The organism is Mesorhizobium sp. M1A.F.Ca.IN.020.06.1.1 (genome assembly GCF_004023265.1).
Taxonomy (GTDB): Bacteria; Pseudomonadota; Alphaproteobacteria; order Rhizobiales; family Rhizobiaceae; genus Mesorhizobium.
Genome location: NZ_RZSR01000917.1, coordinates 1 through 2,398, shown reverse-complemented (window position 1 = coordinate 2,398; position 2,398 = coordinate 1). Strand labels below are relative to the sequence as shown.

Below are 2,398 nucleotides of genomic sequence, written 5' to 3'. Positions count from 1 at the left end.
TCTCGTCGCTGATCGCGCCGTCCGAACCAGGCACCACCGGGATGCCGAGGCGCTTTGCCGTGCGCTTGGCTTCGATCTTGTCGCCCATGATGCGGATATGGTCGCCCGAAGGGCCGATGAAGGTGATGTTATGGGCGGCGAGGATATCGGCGAACTTGGCGTTTTCTGACAGGAAGCCGTAGCCCGGGTGCACGGCATCGGCGCCGGTGATCTCGCAAGCGGCGACGATCTGGTGAATGTTGAGATAGCTTTCGCGTGACGGCGGCGGGCCGATGCAGACGCTTTCGTCGGCAAGCCGCACATGCATGGCGTCGGAATCGGCCGTCGAATGGACCACCACCGTCTGGATGCCGAGCTCCTTGCAGGCGCGCAGCACCCGAAGCGCGATTTCGCCGCGATTGGCGATGAGGATTTTTTGGAACATCTGCCCGCTGTTCCCGGCTCTACTCGATGACCACGAGCGGCATGCCGTATTCGACCGGCTGGGCGTCCTCGATCAGGATCGCCGTCACCGTGCCGGCGCGCGGCGAGGGAATCTGGTTCATCGTCTTCATCGCTTCGATGATGAGCAGCGTCTGGCCTTCCTTCACCTTCTGGCCGATCTCGATGAACGCCTTGGCGTCGGGCGAGGGCGCGAGATAGGCGGTGCCGACCATCGGCGAGGGCACGGCGTTCTTGGAAGGATCGGCTGCCGTTGCGGGCGCGGGCGCTACCGCCTGAGCCGGCCCGGCAACCGCCGCGGACGGCATAGGAAGCGGAGCAGCGACCGCGTGGACGGCCTGAGACTGACGCGACACGCGCACTTTCAGATCGCCGAGCTCGACCTCGATCTCGGTCAGGTTGGTGTCGTTCAGTATGCCCGCCAAGTCGCGGATCAGCTGCTGGTCAACACCGTTCTTCTTTATCGACATTTTCGAGCCTTCTGTTTGGGAGCCGGTCACAGGCGCACCGCCAGTGCCTGCAGCGCAAGCGTATAGCCGAGTGGCCCGAACCCGCAGATCATGCCGACAGCGACCGGCGCGACCATGGAGACGTGGCGGAAAGGCTCCCGCGCGTGGATATTGGAAAGATGGACTTCAGCGACGGGCAGCGGCGCGATGGCGCGGATGGCGTCGTGAATGGCAATCGAGGTATGGCTGTAGGCCCCGGGATTGATGACGATGCCTGCGGCCTTTTCACCGGCTTCCTGGATCCAGTCGACGAGATCACCTTCGTGATTGGACTGACGAAAATCGATCTCGAGCCCGAGCGCCGTGCCGGCGGCCTTGCAATCCTCGGCGATGGCGGCAAGCGTCTTGCCGCCATAGATCCCCGGCTCGCGCTTGCCGAGTGCATTGAGATTGGGACCGTTCAGGACGAAAATCGTTTTCAAATATGCCGACCTCTTCGGCGCCGGCCTCAAGCCGGCGCGCCGGACCTCTATAATGGGCATATCCGCCCGCGAAAAGAGCGCAAGTACGTTCTTTCGCTGTCCACAACAGGCGGAAAACCGCCTGTTATCGCGACTCGCAATCGCTTAGAGCATGATCCCGAAAACTGTGCAGCGGTTTTCGGAAAAGACCATGCCCAAACCTAGAGCGCGCTCTTGGCCTGCTCGATCTTCTCCGCCAGAACCTGCTGTCCGAGCGCGCCGAACACCACCTCATTGCCGACCACATAGGACGGCGTGCCGGTGATCGACAGCTTGGTGGCGAGATCGTAGGTGCGCGAGAGCGCTTCGTTGATGCTCGGATCCTTCATCTTCTCGCGCAGCTTCGCCTCGTCGGCACCGAGCGAAACAGCGACCTTCATGGCGGTGGATTCGGTGGCACGGCCCTGGCTGCCGAGCAGCGCAGTGTGGAACTCGCTGTACTTCTCCGGCATCATCAGATGGAAGGCCATCGAGACCACGCTGGCCTTTTGCGAATCCGGGCTGAGGATTGGAAACTCCTTGAGCACGAAGCGCAGGTCCGGATCGGCTTTGGTCAGCGCCTTCATGTCCTCAATGGCGCGTTTGCAGAAGCCGCAATTGTAGTCGTAGAACTCGACGATGGTGACTTTGCCCTTCGGGTTGCCGACCACGCCGTCGAAGGTGGAGTTGAAGATCTCGTCCTTCGCATCCTTGATGACGCCGAGTGCGGCGAGCCGCTGCTCTTCCTTCTGCTTGGCCTCGAGCGCGTCCTGAACCTCGAGCAGGACCTCGGGGTTTTTCAACAGATAGTCGCGGATGATGCCTTCGACCTCCTTGCGGTCGATCTTGCTGTCCGCCGAGGCCACCTGGATGGCTTGCGTCGTGTCGGCCCTAGCGGCCTGCGGGCTTCCTGCCACGAAGCCGAATGCCAGCATGCCGAGCGCCACCGCCACGCCGGCGCTGCCGAGCAGGATTGCCTTGTTCATGATCAGTTCCTTCTGCCTGTCC

At 62.3% G+C, this 2,398-nt stretch carries 4 protein-coding genes; all 4 read right to left on the bottom strand.

Annotated features, from left to right (window positions below):
- Nucleotides 1-424: biotin carboxylase N-terminal domain-containing protein (locus EOA60_RS28995; RefSeq protein WP_281060790.1), on the bottom strand; the 424-nt coding region annotated here is incomplete at its 3' end.
- A gap of 19 nt (nt 425-443) precedes the next feature.
- On the bottom strand, nt 444-911 hold the full coding sequence (accB, locus tag EOA60_RS28990) for an acetyl-CoA carboxylase biotin carboxyl carrier protein (RefSeq protein WP_095824856.1): 468 nt from the start codon (nt 909-911) through the stop codon (nt 444-446).
- Between the two features lie 26 nt (nt 912-937).
- Nucleotides 938-1,372 (bottom strand): type II 3-dehydroquinate dehydratase, encoded by a 435-nt coding sequence (gene aroQ, locus EOA60_RS28985; protein WP_095824855.1) that lies wholly within the window; start codon nt 1,370-1,372, stop codon nt 938-940.
- A gap of 200 nt (nt 1,373-1,572) precedes the next feature.
- Nucleotides 1,573-2,376: a DsbA family protein gene (locus EOA60_RS28980; protein ID WP_067321649.1), complete on the bottom strand. Its 804-nt coding sequence runs from the start codon at nt 2,374-2,376 to the stop codon at nt 1,573-1,575.
- Nucleotides 2,377-2,398: the final 22 nt, after the last annotated feature.